This is a genomic window from Janibacter sp. GXQ6167 (assembly GCF_041365945.1).
Classification (GTDB): domain Bacteria; phylum Actinomycetota; class Actinomycetes; order Actinomycetales; family Dermatophilaceae; genus JBGFSK01.
In genome coordinates, this window is record NZ_JBGFSK010000005.1 from 160140 (window position 1) to 177427 (window position 17288).

Annotated in this window: 19 protein-coding genes; 5 read left to right on the forward strand and 14 right to left on the reverse strand. The window is 68.8% G+C overall.

The window, feature by feature from the left end; translation table 11 throughout:
• Nucleotides 1–44 precede the first annotated feature (44 nt).
• The 9 genes from AB8K43_RS09280 to AB8K43_RS09320 all read right to left on the reverse strand — a co-directional run bounded on the left by AB8K43_RS09280 (nucleotide 45) and on the right by AB8K43_RS09320 (nucleotide 8836).
• Nucleotides 45–1244: an acyl-CoA dehydrogenase family protein gene (locus tag AB8K43_RS09280; RefSeq protein WP_370893658.1), complete on the reverse strand. Its 1200-nt coding sequence runs from the start codon at nucleotides 1242–1244 to the stop codon at nucleotides 45–47.
• A 117-nt stretch (nucleotides 1245–1361) separates the two neighbouring features.
• A complete protein-coding gene (locus AB8K43_RS09285; protein WP_370893660.1) occupies nucleotides 1362–2135 on the reverse strand; it encodes a peptidoglycan-binding protein in 774 nt (257 codons plus the stop codon).
• Between the two features lie 61 nt (nucleotides 2136–2196).
• On the reverse strand, nucleotides 2197–2784 hold the full coding sequence (locus tag AB8K43_RS09290; RefSeq protein ID WP_370893662.1) for a NifU family protein: 588 nt from the start codon (nucleotides 2782–2784) through the stop codon (nucleotides 2197–2199).
• 3 nt (nucleotides 2785–2787) lie between these two features.
• Nucleotides 2788–4737, reverse strand: coding sequence for a ferrous iron transporter B (locus AB8K43_RS09295; RefSeq protein ID WP_370893663.1), 1950 nt, complete (start codon nucleotides 4735–4737; stop codon nucleotides 2788–2790).
• On the reverse strand, nucleotides 4734–5027 hold the full coding sequence (locus tag AB8K43_RS09300; protein ID WP_370893664.1) for a ferrous iron transport protein A: 294 nt from the start codon (nucleotides 5025–5027) through the stop codon (nucleotides 4734–4736). Before AB8K43_RS09300 ends, AB8K43_RS09295 begins: the two co-directional genes overlap by 4 nt.
• Nucleotides 5028–5106: 79 nt before the next feature.
• Nucleotides 5107–5769 (reverse strand): peptidoglycan-binding protein, encoded by a 663-nt coding sequence (locus AB8K43_RS09305; protein ID WP_370893666.1) that lies wholly within the window; start codon nucleotides 5767–5769, stop codon nucleotides 5107–5109.
• Between the two features lie 70 nt (nucleotides 5770–5839).
• On the reverse strand, nucleotides 5840–6700 hold the full coding sequence (locus AB8K43_RS09310) for a CoA ester lyase (protein WP_370893667.1): 861 nt from the start codon (nucleotides 6698–6700) through the stop codon (nucleotides 5840–5842).
• 27 nt (nucleotides 6701–6727) lie between these two features.
• Entirely contained in the window at nucleotides 6728–7792 is a 1065-nt protein-coding gene (locus AB8K43_RS09315; RefSeq protein ID WP_370893668.1) for a CoA ester lyase, read from the reverse strand.
• 114 nt (nucleotides 7793–7906) lie between these two features.
• Nucleotides 7907–8836, reverse strand: coding sequence for a hypothetical protein (locus tag AB8K43_RS09320; protein WP_370893669.1), 930 nt, complete (start codon nucleotides 8834–8836; stop codon nucleotides 7907–7909).
• 146 nt (nucleotides 8837–8982) lie between these two features.
• Between AB8K43_RS09320 and AB8K43_RS09325 the strand changes: the two genes are divergently transcribed.
• Genes AB8K43_RS09325 through AB8K43_RS09340 form a run of 4 tightly spaced genes read left to right on the forward strand, consistent with a single transcriptional unit; the run spans nucleotide 8983 to nucleotide 12563 of the window.
• Nucleotides 8983–9522, forward strand: coding sequence for a hypothetical protein (locus tag AB8K43_RS09325; protein WP_370893671.1), 540 nt, complete (start codon nucleotides 8983–8985; stop codon nucleotides 9520–9522).
• Nucleotides 9523–9575: 53 nt separating this feature from the next.
• Entirely contained in the window at nucleotides 9576–10841 is a 1266-nt protein-coding gene (locus tag AB8K43_RS09330) for a magnesium transporter MgtE N-terminal domain-containing protein (protein WP_370893673.1), read from the forward strand.
• A complete protein-coding gene (locus AB8K43_RS09335) occupies nucleotides 10834–11385 on the forward strand; it encodes a DUF1003 domain-containing protein (protein ID WP_370893675.1) in 552 nt (183 codons plus the stop codon). The genes AB8K43_RS09330 and AB8K43_RS09335 overlap by 8 nt, the downstream gene beginning before the upstream one ends.
• 35 nt (nucleotides 11386–11420) lie before the next feature.
• Nucleotides 11421–12563 (forward strand): Mrp/NBP35 family ATP-binding protein, encoded by a 1143-nt coding sequence (locus tag AB8K43_RS09340; RefSeq protein WP_370893677.1) that lies wholly within the window; start codon nucleotides 11421–11423, stop codon nucleotides 12561–12563.
• Between the two features lie 15 nt (nucleotides 12564–12578).
• On the opposite strand, the gene AB8K43_RS09345 is transcribed toward AB8K43_RS09340, so the two are convergent.
• From AB8K43_RS09345 to sigE, 3 genes are read right to left on the reverse strand one after another with little or no spacing between them, the layout of a single operon-like run.
• The gene (locus tag AB8K43_RS09345) at nucleotides 12579–12923 is read right to left on the reverse strand and encodes a preprotein translocase subunit TatA (protein ID WP_370893679.1); all 345 of its coding nucleotides are present in this window, start codon (nucleotides 12921–12923) and stop codon (nucleotides 12579–12581) included.
• 5 nt (nucleotides 12924–12928) lie between these two features.
• Nucleotides 12929–14137, reverse strand: a complete 1209-nt coding sequence (locus tag AB8K43_RS09350; RefSeq protein ID WP_370893681.1) for a S1C family serine protease — start codon at nucleotides 14135–14137, stop codon at nucleotides 12929–12931.
• Nucleotides 14138–14192: 55 nt separating this feature from the next.
• Nucleotides 14193–14810, reverse strand: coding sequence for an RNA polymerase sigma factor SigE (gene sigE, locus AB8K43_RS09355; RefSeq protein WP_370893683.1), 618 nt, complete (start codon nucleotides 14808–14810; stop codon nucleotides 14193–14195).
• Between the two features lie 68 nt (nucleotides 14811–14878).
• Between sigE and AB8K43_RS09360 the strand changes: the two genes are divergently transcribed.
• The gene (locus tag AB8K43_RS09360) at nucleotides 14879–15511 is read left to right on the forward strand and encodes an O-methyltransferase (RefSeq protein ID WP_370893685.1); all 633 of its coding nucleotides are present in this window, start codon (nucleotides 14879–14881) and stop codon (nucleotides 15509–15511) included.
• A 14-nt stretch (nucleotides 15512–15525) separates the two neighbouring features.
• Here the strand turns inward: AB8K43_RS09360 and AB8K43_RS09365 are convergent, their stop codons facing one another.
• The gene (locus AB8K43_RS09365) at nucleotides 15526–15882 is read right to left on the reverse strand and encodes a hypothetical protein (RefSeq protein ID WP_370893687.1); all 357 of its coding nucleotides are present in this window, start codon (nucleotides 15880–15882) and stop codon (nucleotides 15526–15528) included.
• Nucleotides 15879–17174, reverse strand: a complete 1296-nt coding sequence (locus AB8K43_RS09370; protein ID WP_370893689.1) for a M17 family metallopeptidase — start codon at nucleotides 17172–17174, stop codon at nucleotides 15879–15881. The genes AB8K43_RS09365 and AB8K43_RS09370 overlap by 4 nt, the downstream gene beginning before the upstream one ends.
• Nucleotides 17175–17288 lie beyond the last annotated feature (114 nt).

Here is a 17288-nt window from a genome sequence, read left to right on the forward strand (position 1 = left end):
TCGTCGCCCAGCGGTCCAGTGGTACCCACCACCGGCGAAGGGGGTCAGCCCTTGAGCTTGTAGTCCTCAAGGAGGCGTCGGCCGATGATCATCTTTTGGATCTCGGCGGTGCCCTCACCGATCAGCAGCATCGGCGCTTCGCGGTAGAGCCGCTCGATCTCGTACTCCTTGGAGTAGCCGTAGCCACCGTGGATGCGGAAGGACTGCTCGACGACGTCCGCGCAGTTCTCGGCGGCCAGGTACTTCGCCATCCCGGCCTCGAGGTCATTGCGTGCGCCGGCGTCCTTCAGGCGAGCGGCCTTGACCATCATCTGGTGGCTGGCCTCGACCTTGGTCGCCATGTCGGCGAGCCGGAAGAGGATGCCCTGGTGCTGGGCGATCTTCTTGCCGAAGGTTTCGCGCTGCTGAGCGTAGGCGATGCCGAGCTCGAAGGCGCGACGCGACAGGCCACAGGCGCGGGCGGCGACGTTCACGCGCCCGACCTCGACGCCGTCCATCATCTGGTAGAAGCCCTTGCCGGGCTCGCCGCCGAGGATCTTCGCCGAGGAGGTCTTGTGGCCCTCCATGATGAGCTCGGTCGTGTCGACGCCCTTGTAGCCCATCTTGGCGATCTTGCCGGGGACGGTGACGCCCTGGGCGGTCTCACCGAAGCCGGACTCCTTGTCGATCAGGAAGGTCGTCATGTTCTTGTAGACGCTGTCCTCACCGAGGTCGGTCTTCACGAGCACCGCGACGAGGTTCGCCGAGCCACCGTTGGTGAGCCACATCTTCTGGCCGTTGATCGTCCACTCGTCGCCGTCGCCCTTGACCGCCTTGCTCTTGATGGCCGAGACATCGGAGCCCAGACCCGGCTCGCTCATCGAGAAGGCGCCGCGGATCTCACCGGTCGCCATCTTCGGCAGGTAGTAGTCCTTCTGCTCCTGGGTGCCGTGCTGGACCAGCATGTAGGCGACGATGAAGTGGGTGTTGATGATGCCCGAGACGCTCATCCAGCCGCGGGCGATCTCCTCGACGCAGAGGGCGTAGGTCAGCAGGGACTCACCGAGACCGCCGTACTCCTCCGGGATCATCAGCCCGAAAATCCCCATCTCCTTCATCGCCTCGACGATCTCGGTGGGGTACTCATCGGCGGCCTCGAGCTCTTGGGCGACCGGGATGATCTGCTCGTCGACGAACTCGCGGACCAGCTTGATCAGTTCGGACTGCTCTTCGGTGAGGCCGTCGGTGCTTTGGAGTCGGGACATCGGGTCAATCGCCGCCTAGGACATGAGGAAGGGGGTGAACCCGCTCATTATCGCAGGCGAGACGCCGGCGTCAGCGGCCGGTTCACGTGCGATACGCCACGCTGACGGCGCCCCGCGTCAGTGGACGATGACCGTCTCTCCATGGGGCATGAGGTCTTCTCTCCAGATCATGTCCATGGCGGCGTTGCTAAGGCGGGCGCACCCGTGCGACGCGGCGTAGCCGGGGATGTACGGAGCGCCGTGGACGGCGATCCCGCCATTGAAGTACTTCGGGCGCCAGAGCGCACCGAGGGGTCCGACGTGAGAGCCGTCAAACTCCTTGTAGACCGCGAAGGTCCCCTTCGGCGTGACGGCGACCTTCTGCGCCCCCTGGGAGGTGTACACGGCGTTGCTACCGGTGCTCGTGTTGAGGATCCGGTAGATCTCACCACCCTTGACGATCACCAGGATCTGCCGCTCGAGATCGATCTCGATCCGCTCGGCGGGGCCACCGACGAGGGGCGGCACGTGATCGGTCTGCACGGCCTTGAGGGTCGCCGCGCCCGCGATGCCATCGCGGTCCAGGCCCGCGACCTTCTGGAGCGCCATCACCGCCTGCTGGGTGAGCTCACCGTAGGTCCCATCCGGCGTGCCGTTCCAGTACCCCATGTCGTTCAGTCGCTGCTGAAGGGCGGTGACGGTCCGACCGGAGTCACCGGGCTTGAGCAGTTTGGTGCCCGCGAAGGGCGACGTCGTCGTCGACGCGGTCGGCGTCGGCGTGCTCGGCGTCGCGGCCGAGCTCGTCACCGAGCTCGAAGTAGTGGTGGTCATCGGTGCGGCGTCGGAGATCCCACAGGCGGCGAGCCCAAGGACAAGCGCGCCGACGACGAGCGTGATCGGTCGAACGGACATTAAAAAACTACTCCCCCATGAATGCTCGGTCAGGGACCGGCTACGTGATCTCAATTGTGCGCTATGACGAGCGGGCACGCGAGCCGGGTCCCGCGTCCGCGCGAAGGCCCGCCCGCAGGCGCGGCCAGATCCCTCGCCCCACCGGCTGCGGGGAACGATCTCGCACCTCCCGCAGATCCGGATAGCGAGCCCTGATCGCGCTCTCGAGACGCTCGTGCAAGGTCTCCCCGGCGGCGCTGCAGCCGTGGCAAGCCCCCTTCAGCTCCACGGTGACGGCCCCATCGCTCACAGTGATGACCTCGATGTCGCCGCCGTGGCTTCGGGCGAGATCGCCGACGGGACCGGCAAGGACCTCCCGCACGATCTGCGTCAAGACACCATCCGGATCGGCCTCAACCTCCCAGGTGCTGAGGTCCCCGAGGGCGAACGCCAGGGCCCGCCGCACTCGCTCCCCCACGTGCGACCACGACGTCCCCGCGCCGGCGCGCACCACGACGGCGTAGGGCTCGAGCGTCGCGTCGGCGATCACCCCTTCTCGCAGGAGGACGCCGAGGTCGCCGGGGGCATCGAGCAGTCTCCCGGCGGGGAGGCGTTCGCTCACCACCCAGCGGAGGGCGGCGGAGTCGGTCAGGACGGTCTCAGCGTGCATGGGCTAGGTAAGGAGCGAGGTGACGCGGTAGGCGATGAAGGCCATCACCCAGGCGAGGACGAACATGTACGACCAGGCGATGAGGGGCCAGCGCCAGGTGCCGGTCTCTCGGCGCAGCACCCCGACGGTCGACATGCATTGCAGCGCGTAGACGAAGAAGACCAGCAAGGAGGCGATCACCGCGGGGGTGAAGAGTTGCTCGCCCGCTCTCGGCCCCGAGCTCACGGTCATCGACGCCAGGGCGGTGCTCGGATTCTCGGGGTCTTCGGCGGCCGCGACCTGGCCCAAGGTGGCCACGAAGACCTCCCGCGCGGCGAGCGACGACACGACACCGACGTTGATCCGCCAGTCGTATCCGAGCGGCTCGAAGACCGGCGAGAGAGCGTGCCCGATGCCCGCGGCGTAGGAATTGTCGATGACATACGCGCTGCTCGCGACGTCATCGGTGGGATCGACGCCCGCCTGACGCAGGTCGGCATCGCTGTGGGTGGGGAAGCTCAGTAGGGCCCACAACACGATCGTGGTGAGCAGGATGATCGAGGCCACCTTGCGGACGAATGCCTTGCACGCATCCCAGACCGAGATGGCGACCGTCGATACCTTCGGGAGTCGGTAGGACGGCATCTCCATGTAGAAGGGCATCGCATCGCGTTTGCGCCCACCGATCTTGGAAAACACCCACGCCGCCGTCATCGCCGACATCGCGCCGAGCAGGTAGAGCCCGAACATCACCACGCCTTGGGCGCCGAAGGGCCCGACCCGCGCGGAGGACGGCACCAGCATCCCGATGAGGAGGATGTAAACCGGTAGCCGCGCCGAGCAGGTCATGAGCGGCGCCGCCATCATCGTGGCGACGCGGTCCTTGGCCGAAGGGAGCGACCGCGTCGCCATGATCCCGGGGATCGCGCAGGCGAAGGAGGAGAGCAGGGAGACAAAGGCCCTCCCTTCCAGTCCGGCGCTCGCCATCACCCGATCCATCAAGAAGGCCGCACGCGACATGTAGCCGACGCCTTCGAGCAGCGCGATCAGCACGAAGAGCAGCGCGATCTGCGGCACGAAGACCAGCACTCCGCCGACACCGCCGAGCAGCGCATCACCGACGAAGCTCGCGAGCCAGGGGTTCGAGATGTGCTCGCGGGCGAGCGTGCCGAGCCAGACGAAGAACTCCTCGACATAACCCTGCAGGGGCGCAGCGACTGTGAAGATCGTCTGGAAGAAGAGGAACATCGTCGCGAAGAAGATGATCGTGCCCCAGACCGGGTGGAGCAGGACCGCGTCGATCTTGCGGGTGCGCTCGTCGATGTCGGGGACGGAGTAGTTCGCCGAGGCGAGCACGGTGTCGATCCACCCGGTCGTCTCGCTCGGCTCGGTCGGCGGCAGCACCGGCGGGGACGACCAACTGTCAATATCGACGAGCGCCGCTCGCAGGTCGTCGACGCCGCTCCGCTCGCCTGCCGTCACCGGGATCACGGTGAGGCCGAGCGCGGCACTGAGGGCGGCGATATCGATCGAGCCCCCGCGGCGGGCCAGCTCGTCGGTGAAGGTGAGGACCACCACGGTGGGGAGGTCGGCGTGCAGGATGTGGGTGAGCAGGCCGAGCGAGCGGCGCAGCGCGGTGGCGTCCATGACCGCGATGAGACCGTCGGGCGTCGGGGTGCCATCGGTGTGCTCCCGGTCGAGCACCTTGGTGACGATCACCTCATCCGGGCTGATCGGATCGAGCGAGTAGGTCCCCGGTAAATCCTCGATGACCGCCCGGCCATCGGGGATCCGCGCCTCCCCCTCATAGCGCGCCACGGTCACGCCGGGGTAGTTGCCGGTCTTGGCCTTGAGCCCCGTCAGGGCGTTAAAGAGGGTCGTCTTACCGGAGTTTGGGCTGCCGACGAGCGCCAAGCGCGCCGTCCCCGCAGGGGCGTCGATCGTCGCCGAACCTCCGTGGTGGTGTCCGCTCATCCGAGGCTCACGCGAACCCCGCGCGCGAGACTGCGTCGAATGGCGATCTCGCAACCCGCGACGCGGTAAATCACCGGATCCTGCGCGGGGGCCTTGCGGACGACCTCGACGCCGGCACCGGGGGTAAAGCCGAGATCGAAGAGCCGGCGGCAGGTACTCGCCGGGAGATGGTCGCTAAAGCCCTCGACTCGTGCGGTGCTCCCTGGAGCCAGCTCGGCGAGGACGTGACCAACGCCGGGGTCGGGCATTGCCACCCGGCGCTCCGCTAGGCGTGAACTCAACGCGGACATAGAGGTCACGCTACTCCCGGCAAGGAGGACCTAACTAATCGGGATCCGCCCTCCAGAACACCGGGCAACACGCCTGCCGTCAGTACACCCAGACCCGCCGACCGATGGGCGCTAGGTTCTTCCACCAGATGTAGTCGGTTGCCCGGTTGCTCAGCCGACAGCAGCCGTGCGACGCTGGATAGCCCGGGATCGACTTGCTGCCGTGCAATGCGATGCCGCCGTTGAAGTACTTCGGCCGGTAGAGCAAACCCAGGCGGGAGCGGCGCCATCCGTTGATCTGTCGGAAGATCCGGAAGCGCCCCGACGGGGTTGGCGTGCGAGAGGTCCCCGTGCTCGTGTTGAAGACCCACGTCACCTTGCCGCTCACCACGAAAATCATCAGCTGGCGGCGCTTGTCGATTTCGATCAGCGTCCCGCTGCTGGACTTCGCGCGTACCCGACTAAGCCGTTCGATGCGCGCCCACGTCTTCGGCCCGCAGACACCATCGCGAGGCAGGCCGAACGCCTTCTGGACCGCCATCACGGCCTGCTGGGTCGTGTCGTCGTACGTCCCCGACACGCTGCGGCACCAATACCCGTGCTTGCGCAGTCGCGCCTGAAGGTACTTCACCTGGGACCCGGTCGAGCCCTGCCGCAGCGTCGGCCGTGCGGCGTGCGCCGTTTCGGCGCTGGCCACGCCGACCGCACCGACGACGGCCGTCGTGCCCGCAGCCCGGAAAAAATCACGTCGTCCTAGCATCATCATCGTTCTTCCCACCCCACGGTCACCAAGGGGTTCTCCCCCCAGAGGGGATCAATGTACTCCCGCGTCGTCACCCGCGGGGGCGGATGGCTTCATGCGTGTCGAGGATGCGACGCGCGATGTCCACGTGGAGGTTCTCGATCATCTTGCCGTTGTAGGTGACGACGCCCTGACCGGCACCAGCCTCCCAGGCTTCAAGGATGCCTCGGGCCTCTTCGACGGCCTGCTCACTCGGGGCAAAGGTGTCGTTGCACACCTGGACCTGCCCGGGGTGGATCAGGGTCTTGCCGTCGAAACCGAAGTCTCGACCTTGCTCGCACTCGCGGGTAAAGCCCTCGTTGTCCTTGACGTTGTTGTAGACCCCATCGAGGATCGCGATCCCGGCTTCGCGGGCGGCGAGAAGGGAGAGCGACAAGGCGGTAAGGAGCGGGGCCCGGCCGGGCACGTGGTCGGCCTGGAGCTCCTTAACGAGGTCATTGGTCCCCATGACGAGCACGGCGAGGCGGTCCGAGGCCTTGGCGATCTTGCGCACCTTGGCGATCGCCTCGGGGGTTTCGATCATCGCCCAGAGTTTGGTGTGCTCGGGCGCGCCAGCCTCTTCCATCGCGGCGACGAGGGCCTTGACTTCTTTGGCGTTGTTGACCTTCGGCACGACGATCCCGGCAGGACCCGCCTGCGCGGCGGCGCGCAGGTCCTCTTCGTGCCACGAAGTCCCGATGCCGTTGATCCGGATCGTCAGTTCTCGGTCGCCGTATTCACCGGAGGTCACGGCAGCGCAGGCGGCGTCGCGGGCGGCGGGCTTGTGGTCGGGGCCGACCGCGTCTTCGAGGTCGAGGATCAAGGCATCGACGGGGAGGGTCTTGGCCTTTTCGAGAGCGCGCTCGTTGCTGCTCGGCATGTAAAGGACCGAGCGACGGGGGGTGTAGGACATCGGGATTTCGTGCCTTCCGGGTGGTCTTTACGCGTAGAGCTCGGCGAGCTCGGGGTCATTGGCGGACAGGCGCTCGGCGAGCTCGAGGATCACGAGGCACTGCTTCAGGCTCGCGTCGTCTTCCATCTTCCCGTCGAGCATGACCGCGCCCGTGCCATCGCCCATGGCCTCCTTGACCCGGCGGGCGTGCGCCACGTCCTCGGCCGAGGGGCTAAAGACGCGCTTGGCGATCTCGATCTGGACCGGGTGGAGACTCCACGTGCCGACACAGCCGAGGAGGAAGGCGTTGCGGAACTGGTCTTCGCAGGCGACCGTGTCCTTGATGTCGCCGAAGGGCCCGTAGTACGGGAAGATCCCGTGCATCGCGCACGCGTCGACCATCCGGGCGGTCGTGTAGTGCCAGAGGTCCTGCTGGTAGATCGAACGCTCGGCCCCGTACTCGACCGTGCCGTCCTCCCCCTTCGGCGGGTCCTGGCGCACGAGGTACCCGGGGTGACCGCCGCCGACGCGGGTGGTCTTCATCCGGCGGTCCGCGGCGAGATCGGCCGGGCCGAGCGAGATGCCCTGCATGCGCGGGCTCGCGCCGCAGATCGCCTCGACATTGGCCATGCCCCTCGCGGTCTCCAAGATCGCGTGGACGAGGATCGGGCGGGTGAGGCCCGCCTTCGCCTCGAGCTGGGCGAGGATCCGGTCGACGTAGTGGATGTCCTCGGGGCCCTGGACCTTCGGGACCATGATCACGTCGAGCTTGTCGCCGATCTCGGTCACGAGGGTGGTGAGGTCGTCGAGCACCCACGGGCTGTCGAGCGCGTTGACCCGGGTCCACAACTGGGTGTGCTCACCGAAGTCGGTCGTCTTGGCGATATCGACCAGGCCCTGGCGCGCGGCCTCCTTCTTGTCGGCCTTGACCGCGTCTTCGAGGTTCCCGAGGAGGACATCGACGGTGCCGACCATCGCGGGGACCTTCGCCGCCATCTTCTCGTTGCTCGGGTCGAAGAAGTGGATCATCCGGCTCGGACGGGCCGGGACCTCGCGGACCGGGGCCGGAGCTCCGACGGCGAGAGGGGCGAAGAAGTCCTTGGCACTGCGCATGAAGAAGCGTCTCCTTGGCGAACGAGAAGGGAGCGTGAGGTTTGCTGCTCGGACGCTATCAGCGCGCATCCGGCCGCCCCTATGACTCACTTCACGCGCAGCCCTAAGCGCAGGTCAGCGCTTGGTGTAGACCGTGCAGACGACGTTGTCGCGGGTCTTGGAGTACGCGACCTTCCATTCCTGGAGGGTGGTCCCTTGACACCGCGTCCCCGGGCGCGCGATCCGTAGGACGCGGAACTCGACGCGCTCGGTCTGACTGGTCTTGATCCCGAACTTCTTCGCGGCCTGCTTGCGGTCGGCCCAGCTCGGGGAGGGCGCGCCGCACTTCAGAAGTCGCGTCGGCCACCCTCGATAGATCATTCCGGTGCTACGCGTGGTGTTGCGGAATCCCGCGAAGCAGTCGCCGACCTTCGGGATCGCGGTGTAGCGCACCAGGCGATAGTTGTCGTCGTAGTGCGACAGGCACCCCTGATGGTCGGTCTGGGATCGCGTGCACTCGGTCGCGTCTCGACCGGAGGCGACGATGCGGACCCGGGCCCGTTTGCTCTGGCAATTGATCACCGCCGCTCGGGCCTGCGCCACCGACTTCTCCGCCACTTCACCCGAGCGGATAGTGAGGCACTTGCCGGCCCCCGGGTACGCCTTCACCGCCGACGTCGGGGCGGAGGAAGGGGTGGAGCTCGGGCTCTCGCTCGTCGAGGGCGTGGTCGGGGTTGCCTCCGGCGAGGTCGTCTGCGTGGTCGAGGGCGGCTCCGACGTCGTGGTCGGGGTCGAGGTCGCCACCGGCTCATCGTCGTCGGTCGCGGCCTGGAAGATCAGGTATCCCCCACCGGCGATCAGGGCCAGCACGAGGACCAGTCCCCCACTCACGAGCGCGATGATCGCGCCCTTGCCGGACTTCTTCGGCGGCTGATTCCACGGCCCACCGGACGAGGCCATCGGGGTCGGCGGGTATGGCGGCGGTGGCCCGCCAAAACCGCCGGGCTGCGGTGAGGAGTGAGGAGGCACGGGGCCATAACCAGGAGGGGGCGGCGGATTGCTCATCGTCTCGAACCTTCGTGACAGCGTGGCGTGCGGTTCTCGTAGCCACCCGACCGGCCTGACAGGGCGCGGTGCGGGCTCCGCCTTGACCCTACAGGTGCTAGCGCCCGCGAGGACCGGACCGAAGACGATCGCTAGGCTGGCCGACCATGGACGCCGCCGCGACGTCGGTCACCGCCTTGACCGAAGAGGTGCTGAACAAGTCCGCAGTGCTGTGGCTCGACGCCGACGACGGGAGCCCCGCTCGCGCCGTCTGGTTCGCGCGCCGCGACGGGCGCGTCCTGATCGTCTCGGGTGCTGGCGAGCAGCAGATCGCGCCCCTCGGCGAGGAAGCGACCCTGATCCTGACGAGCGCCGGCGATGGCCGCCGGCTGCTCACGATCCGTGCCGCAGTCGAGCAGATCCACCCAGACGATGGCGAATGGGACGCGGCGGTCGAGTCGCTGATCGGCGAACGCCGCGGCTCTCACGATGGGGTCCGCGACCGCTGGCGCGAGGAGGCCACGATCTGGGCGCTTCGCCCGTTCGGGGTTCCGGAGCAAGCCGGCGTCCCCCAGGTGGTCACCTCACCTGGGGGTCAGGCACCCTCGACGCCCGCGCCCGCAACGTCGGTCGTGACCCCGGCGGCCACCGCCACCGCGCGGTGGCGTCCCTGGCATCTGAGGGGACGCGCGACGCGGCGCCGCTGACGCCCGCTCGCGGTTGTGCGGCGACGGGGCGTCCCGGCGCTACCCTGGCCAGCGTGAGCGCTCCCACCCGGTTTTACGTCGGCCAATTGGCGAGCCTTGACGTCTTCGACCCCCTCGGTGACCGCGTCGGCCGGGTGCGCGACGTCGTCGTCACCTTCAGCAGCCGTCGCCGCCCTCGAGTGATCGGCCTCGTCGTCGAGGTTCCCGGTCGCCGCCGGGTCTTTGTCCCGATGACCCGGGTGACCTCGGTCGAAGGGGGTCAGGTCATCACGACGGGCCTGGTCAACATGCGCCGCTTCGAGCAGCGCTCCAACGAAACCCTGGTGCTCGCGGAGATCATCGAGCGCCCGGTCGTGGTGCGCGGTGAGGACGGCCCGATCCAGGCCACCGTCGAAGACATCGGCGTCGAGCAGACCCGCACCCGCGATTGGGCGGTCACGAAGGTCTTCGTGCGCGCCGGGCGCCGGCACACCCGCGGACTGCTGGTGCGTCGGCGCGGTGAGACCTTCACCGCGCCGGTCGAGGACGTCGAGGGCCTCTACGGCACCGACACCGAGCAGTCCGCCGCCCGTCTCATCGAGCACTTCGACGATCTCAAGGCTGCCGACCTCGCCGACGCGATCCACGACCTCAACCCCAAACGCCAGGGCGAAGTCATCGACGCTCTCGATGACGAGCGCCTCGCCGACGTCCTGCAGGAACTCCCCGAAGAGGATCAGGCGAAGATCCTCGTGACGCTAAAACACGCGCGGGCCGCCGATGTGCTCGAAGCGATGGAGCCCGACGACGCGGCCGACCTGCTGTCGGTGCTGCCGCCCGAGCGCGCTGAGGGCCTCCTCCAGGCCATGGAGCCCGACGACGCGGCCGACCTTCGCCGCCTGCTCACCTACGACGAAAACACCGCCGGTGGTCTCATGACGACCGAGCCGGTCGTCCTCGGACCCGATGACACCGTGGCCGCGGCGCTTGCTGTCGTGCGCCGCGCGGAGCTCTCGACCGCCCTCGCGGCGACGGTCTTCGTCTGCCGCCCGCCGCACGAGACCCCGACCGGCAAGTACCTGGGGATGCTCCACATCCAGCGCCTCCTTCGAGAACCACCCCACGCAGCGGTCGGCGATTTCCTCGACACCGGCGTGGACCCCCTTCCCCCGGATGCGCCGCTTGGTCGAGTGACCGTCACGATGGCGACGTACAACCTGATGTCCGTCCCCGTTGTGGATGAAGGGCGACTGCTTGGCGCGGTCACGGTCGACGACGTGCTCGACCACATCCTCCCGGACGACTGGCGCGATGACCGTCATGAGGTGACCGATGGCTGACCGGCCCACAGTTCGTATCGACCAGCCGCGCGAGGTCCGCCAGCGCTTCTTCCGCCGACCCTCGTCGATGAGTTCCGAGGCCTTCGGGGTCATCTCGGAGAAGTTCGCGCGCTTCATGGGGACGCCGCGCTTCCTCATTTGGATGACGATCTTCGTCGTCGTCTGGCTGAGCTGGAACACCTTCTTGCCCGCCGAAGCCCAGTTCGACCCGCGCTCGCTTAACTACACCCTCCTAACGCTCATGCTCTCCTTGCAGGCGTCTTACGCGGCGCCGCTCATCCTGCTCGCGCAAAACCGTCAGGATGACCGCGACCGGGTCGCTCTGGAGCAGGACCGGGTGCAGGCTGAGCGCGCCCTCGCCGACACCGAGTTCCTCACTCGGGAGGTCGCCGCACTGCGAATCGCACTGCGCGACACGGCCACCCGCGACTTCCTCCGCTCCGAACTGCGACAGCTCATGGAAGACCTTGAGGAGCGTGGCCTCGAGGTACGCGCCCGCGAGGAGGAACCCGCGGCGGACCAGGGCGACCGAGCGGTGCCCTGACGGCACCACTCATGGCGGGGACGTAGCATCGAGCCATGTCCTCCCACCCCACGATTACCGACGAGATGCTGCGCGCGGCGCTCGGCGGGGTCATCGACCCCGAGATCCGCAAGCCCATCACCGAGCTCGGCATGGTCGAAACCGCCGATGTCGATGCCGACGGCCACGCGAGCGCCACCATCTTGCTCACCGTCGCCGGGTGCCCGATGAAGGACACCCTGACGACGGACACGAAGAAGGCGCTGCTCGGGATCGACGGCGTCACCGACGCGACGGTCACCCTCGGGGTCATGTCCGAAGAGCAGCGAGCGAACCTGCGCACCCAGTTGCGCGGAGGCCAGGCCGAGCGCGAGATCCCCTTCGCCAAGCCCGGTTCGCTCACCCGCGTCTACGCCGTCGCGTCCGGCAAGGGCGGGGTCGGCAAGTCCTCGGTCACCGCCAACCTCGCTGCCGCGCTCGCCGCGCAGGGCCTGAAGGTCGGTGTTGTCGACGCCGACATTTATGGCTTCTCGATCCCCCGGATGCTCGGGGTGACCCACCCGCCGACTCAGGTCGACGACATGATCCTGCCGCCCATCGCGCAGGAGGTGAAGGTCATCTCGATCGGGATGTTCGTGCCCGGCAACCAACCCGTGGTGTGGCGCGGCCCGATGCTCCACCGCGCCCTGCAGCAGTTCCTCGCCGATGTCTTCTGGGGTGACCTCGACGTCCTCCTCCTCGACCTGCCCCCGGGCACCGGCGATGTCGCGATCTCGATCGCCCAGCTGATCCCGAACTCTGAGTTGCTCGTCGTCACGACGCCCCAGCAGGCGGCGGCGGAAGTGGCCGAGCGCGCCGGTTCGATCGCCGTCCAGACCCACCAGCGGGTGGTCGGGGTGATCGAGAACATGTCCTGGCTGGAGTTGCCCGATGGTTCGCGCCAGGAGATCTTCGGCGCCGGGGGCGGCCAGGCCGTCGCCGAGTCGCTGACCCGCACGATCGGCGCCGAGGTGCCGTTGCTCGGGCAGATCCCGCTCGATACCGCCCTTCGGATCGGCGCCGACGCCGGTAACCCGGTGGTGACCGCCGACCCCGACTCCCCCGCCGCGGTCGCCCTTCGCGGGATTGCGCGTGGGCTCGCTCAGCGCAGCCGGGGCCTCGCGGGTCGCTCGCTCGGGCTCAGCCCCTCGGGCCGCTAGCCGGACCGCCCGAGCTCAGGTGGCGTCGGGGTCCCACGGGGTCCCGATCGCGACCTCGCTCGGCTCGTCGGCGGGCTGGGGCTCGACGGTCGGGCGAGTCGCGACCGGCGCGGGCTCGAGGAGCGCCTCACGCACGATCTTGCGCGGGTCGTACTGGCGCGGGTCGTACTGACGCCAGTTCACCTCTTCAAACTCGGGACCCATCTGCTCCTTGAGCTGGCCCTTGGCGTTATTGGCCATGTCCCGCGCCGTGACCACGAAGCGGGCCAGTTTCGCCGCGTACTCGGGCAACCGCTCGGGCCCGAGGATCACGACCGCGAGCACGATCAAGATGACAAACTCCCAGCCATTGACCGGCATCGCGACTAGTCCTTCGCCGCTTCGAGCGTCATCGTCATGCTTCGTTCCTTGCCATCGCGCTTGACCTTCACGGTCACGGTATCGCCGACATCCTTGGCCCGGATCCGCACGATGAGTTGGTCCGGCGTCGCGATCCGCTTGCCGTCGACTTCGACGATGATGTCGCCCGGCTTGATGCCGGCGCGATCGGCCGGCCCACCGGCGACGACCGGCGAGCCCTGCCCCTGCGCGTCGGAGAGCACTCGTGCTCCCTCGCCGAGGTATTGGCGATCGAGGCTCACCCCGATGATCGGATGGACGGCCTTGCCGGTCTTGATGAGTTGATCGACGGTCCGGGCGACCTGATCGGATGGGATCGCAAAGCCCACTCCGATATTGCCCGACGCGCCGGGCTGGCCCGGCATCTGCGCGATCGCCGAGTTGACGCCGATTACCGCGCCATTGCGGTCCAGAAGGGGGCCGCCGGAGTTCCCGGGGTTGATCGCCGCATCGGTCTGGATCGCGCTGATGAAGGACTCTTGGCCGCTCTCGCCCGCGGTCACCGGGCGCTCGAGGGCGCTCACGATCCCGGACGTGACGGTGCTGTCCAGGCCGAGGGGCGATCCCACGGCGACCACCTCATCGCCGACGACGACATCGCTCGAGCGTCCGACCGGGAGCGGGTTGACCCCCTTGAGGTCGACCTTCAGCACCGCGAGGTCGTAGGAGACGTCCCGGCCGACGAGCGTGGCCTTGGCCCGGGTGCCATCGGTCTGCTCGACGGTGATCGAGCCGCTGCCGCTCGCGGCGGCATCCACGACGTGGTTATTGGTGACGATATGGCCCTCGGTGTCGTACACCCACCCCGAGCCGCTCCCGCTCCGGTTGCCGGCATCGACCCAGACGGTCACGACGCTCGGGACGGCGTGGGCCGCGATGGCGGCGATCGAGCCGGACGGGCGGGCCACCTCTCCGCCTTGGCTGACGGCCTTCGTCGTCGTCGCGGTGGAGTCCCCGCCGCCGCGGATCACCGCGCCTCCGACGCCACCGATCAGGCCAGCGAGGGCCGTCGACGCGGCGACGATCGCGATCACCGCACCCCAACTGGGCCCACGGCGGGCCGGAGGTCGCGGCGGCGGCGCGGGCAACTGCGGTCCGCTCGGCGCCCTGCCACCGACGAGGGGCCCGGCCTGGTACGGCTCGTGCCGAAACGGCGCGGGAGGGGGGTTGGTCATGGGGTGATTGTGCCAAGGATTACGAGCGCCGACGCCGGGGAGGGGTCCCCGACGCTCACAAGGTGCCGGTGACCGGTCGCGCGATGGGGAAGGTGGTGACCGCGCGACGGCGGCGCGGCTGGTCGCTCGGCGGCGCCGTGGGTCGCGGCTCGCGGTGCGCGAGAGACGTGCGCAACAGGGCCCGTCCGCGATGGATCCGGGACCGGACGGTCCCGAGTTTGACCCCGAGGGTGTCGGCCACCTCTTCGTAGGTCAGGCCCTCGATATCGCACAGGACGACGGCAGCCCGGAAGGCGGGGGGCAGGGCGTCGAGCGCCGCCTGGATGTCCGCGTCGAGATGCGTCTGGTCGTAGATCTCGGCGGGACCAGCCGTCGCGGTGTGTAGGCGCGCCGCGAGTTCGTCGCTCAGGGTGTCGAAGCGCAACCGCTGGCGGCGCCGGACCCGGTCGAGGTAGAGGTTCGTCGTGATCCGGTGCAACCACCCCTCGAAGGTCCCGGGCGTGTACCGGTCGAGCGAGCGAAAGACCCGCACAAACACATCGTGGGTGAGGTCTTCGGCATCGTGCGGGTCCCCGGTCAGCCGGTAGGCCAACCGGTACACGCGCGCCGAGTGCTGCTCGACGACCTCATCCCAGGTCGGGACGCCGGCATCGAGGGACGGTGCGGTGGTCATGGCGTCAACTGTGGCGAGCGAACCTGGGTCTCCGCTGTGTTCTCCCCAGGGGTTTAGGGTGAGATCTCATGAACGCCGCTCGACTTGCCAGCCTCGCCTACGCCGAGGAGTACGTCCCCGAGCCGCCCGTCGTGCAGGCGGCCCGAGACCATGGCACCGAGCTAGGCGCCTCCCCGATCGGCCCCGGTGGCGGGGCCGCCCTGCGCCTCTTGGCTGCTGCTTCGGGCGCTCGCGCCGTGATCGAGATCGGTGCTGGCGCCGGGTCTTCGGGGCTCTGGCTGCTGGACGGGATGCCCGAAGACGGCGTGCTCACGACGATCGAGGTCGAGCCGGAGCACGCCCGCGCCGCCCGCGACGCCTACGCCGATGCCGGGATCGCACACCAGCGGACCCGGGTCATCACCGGCCGCGCCCTCGAGGTCCTCCCCCGGATGACCGATGGCGCGTACGACATGATCGTGATCGATGCCGATAAGGAGTCCTATCCGCCCTACGTCGAGCACGCGATTCGACTGCTTCGCTCCGGCGGCGTGATGGCCCTCGACAACATGCTGTGGCATGACCGCGTGGCCGATCCGGCGGCCCGGGACGAGCGGACGACCATCCTGCGCGGCCTCGGGAAGCAGATTCGCGAGGACGAGCGCCTGATCCCGGCCCTCCTGCCGGTCGGCGATGGGCTCCTCGCCGCCGTGCGCCGCTGAGCCCGCCCGCGCCCTTAGGCGAGACCGGGGCCGGGGCCGCGCCGGAATTGGGCCGGGCCCTCGGCGACGGCGACCACCTCGAAGGGTTCGATGCACTGCGGCGGAGAGCCGATCAGCTCGCTCCCCGGCGACTCGGCAGCGACCTCGGCAAACGACGCCGCGAAGTTATCGCGGTCGATGGCCTCGCCGAAGACGTAGGTCCCTTCGAACCACTCCCCCTCGCGCATCCGCCAGGTCTTAAACGCGAGCCCGTCGAGGAACATGAACTTCGCCATCGAGGTCCCGACGACGTACTCCCGTAGCCGCTCGGCCACGTCTTCGTCCGCGTCGACCAGCGACCAGCGAACCGACAGTCCGTACCCGGCGTTCATGTGAGTCCCTCCAATAGGCGAAGCAGTGCCCGCGCACCGTAGCCGGTCGCCCCCTTCGACAGCAGCCCGGTGTCATCATCCGAACGTCCCGGCCCGGCGACATCGAGATGAGCCCACCGCCGCTCACCGACGAATTCGCGCAGGAAGAGCGCAGCAGTGATCGCGCCCGCCTTCCCCGGGGCCTGGTCGAGATCGGCGACCGCGCTGTCGATCATCGACCGGTAATCGTCATGAAGGGGGAGCCGCCAGAAGGGCTCGCCCGCCGCTACCCCCGCCTCGCGCAGGGCGCCGACAAGCTCGTCGTCATCGCTAAAGAGCGCCGCCATGCTGCGGGCCAGCGCGATCCGGGCGGCGCCGGTGAGGGTCGCGACGTCGATCAGCAGATCCGGTTCCAGCTCGAGATCGGCGTAGGCGAGGGCGTCGGCGAGCACCATCCGCCCCTCGGCATCGGTGTTGGTGATCTCCACCGTGCGCTTGCCGCCGTAAGGCGTGACGATATCCGAGGGCCGGTACGACCCCTCGGCGAAGGAGTTCTCCGCGAGCGGCATGAGCACGGTGACCGGGATCGTGAGGCCAAGCGCGGCGACGGCGTCGATCACGGCCAGCACGATGGCCGAACCGGACATGTCGGTGCGCATCGAGACCATCCCGTCGGCCGGCTTGACCGAGATGCCGCCGGTGTCGAACGTGATCCCCTTCCCGACGAGGACGACGAAGGGGGCATCGCTTGCTCCCTCGGGCCGGTAGTCGAGCCGGACGAGGCGCGGCGGTGACACCGACCCGCCGCCGACCGCGAGCAATCCGCCGAAGCCCGCGACGGCGAGCGCTTCTTCGTCCCAGACCGTGATCTCCAGGCCGCGGCGCGAGGCCACCGCTTGGGCCCGCTCGACCATCCACGCGGGGTTCTTGAGGTTCGACGGGGCGTTGGCGAGGCCACGCGCGAGAAGCGACGCCCGCGCTGCCACCTGGGCCCGCTCCACCACCTCCTCATCGGCCGCCGGGTCGACGATGGTGACCACCGCGACCGGAGTAGCCCCAGGCGCGAACTCGCCGCGCCCGAAATGCTGAGACCGGTAGCCGCCGAGCACCAGACCCTCGACCTGGGCCGATACCGGCCCCGCGAGGGCGATGATGGCCTGCTCTGCGTGCAGGAGCGCTCGAGCCGCCGCGGCCGCCCCGCGACGCAGCGCGCGGTCATCGGGGTGGGCACCGACGAGCACGACCCGACGATCGCCGGCGACCAGGGCACGCACCTCACCCCCTTCCGGCCAGTCGAAGGGGGACGCGCTCACCCGATCGTTCGCCGGCAGCGCGACTCCGGCGGCGGGGGGGGGGGGGGGGGGGGGGGGGGGGGGGGGGGGGGGGGGGGGGGGGGGGGGGGGGGGGGGGGGGGGGGGGGGGGGGGG